The 604-nt window shown below is 38.2% G+C and carries 1 protein-coding gene; it reads right to left on the bottom strand.

Annotated features, from left to right (window positions below; all coding sequences use genetic code 11):
- The coding region (locus AC1DUA_RS40020; protein ID WP_477504931.1) for a DedA family protein at positions 1-324 on the bottom strand (324 nt) is incomplete at its 3' end.
- Between the last annotated feature and the right edge of the window lie 280 nt (positions 325-604).

Genomic DNA, 604 nt, shown 5'->3' with positions numbered 1-604 from the left:
CAGCAATTTGTTCCCGTACTTTCGAAACCAGAATGCGATTTTATTCATCTTATCTGGACCTAGGTGAAAACGAGCTCCATATTTATTAATGAATGGCATACCTAATCGAAACCCAATCCAATACGAAAATGACGATCCGGTAGATACTGCTGCCCATGCTGTAAATACGGCTGAGATCCAATTGAGTTTTCTCTGAAAAATAAGCAAGCCTGAATAGCTCATCAATACTTCCCCAGGAAACGGAAGTGCGAGCATTTCAAGAAAGAGCGCACAAAAAAGCACCCAATATCCATACAGTTCTAGCCAGGTTGTTAAAAAGCCCACACATTACCCTCCTCTCCTCTTCCTTGTATTTTGAACCTTTTCATTTAAAGATAACCCTTGCACAGAATCATATGCAGATAGTCATCAGGTAGCTTTTTATATTCAAATGTATTTTTTACAAAAAATAACGAAAAATAGGAAAGGAATTATCTGAGTAGTGGAGGACAGTTGGTATGTTATTGGAAACATTTCTCAGAACGGTGCTTGCTTTCATTCTAATCCTGATGATAACTCGAGTTCTCGGAAAACATACGATAGCGCGAATGACTTACAATGATTT

It is taken from the genome of Paenibacillus sp. 01T422 (genome assembly GCF_056398785.1).
The sequence above is the reverse complement of the archived record's forward strand: the minus strand, read 5'-3'. Positions and strand labels throughout refer to the sequence as shown.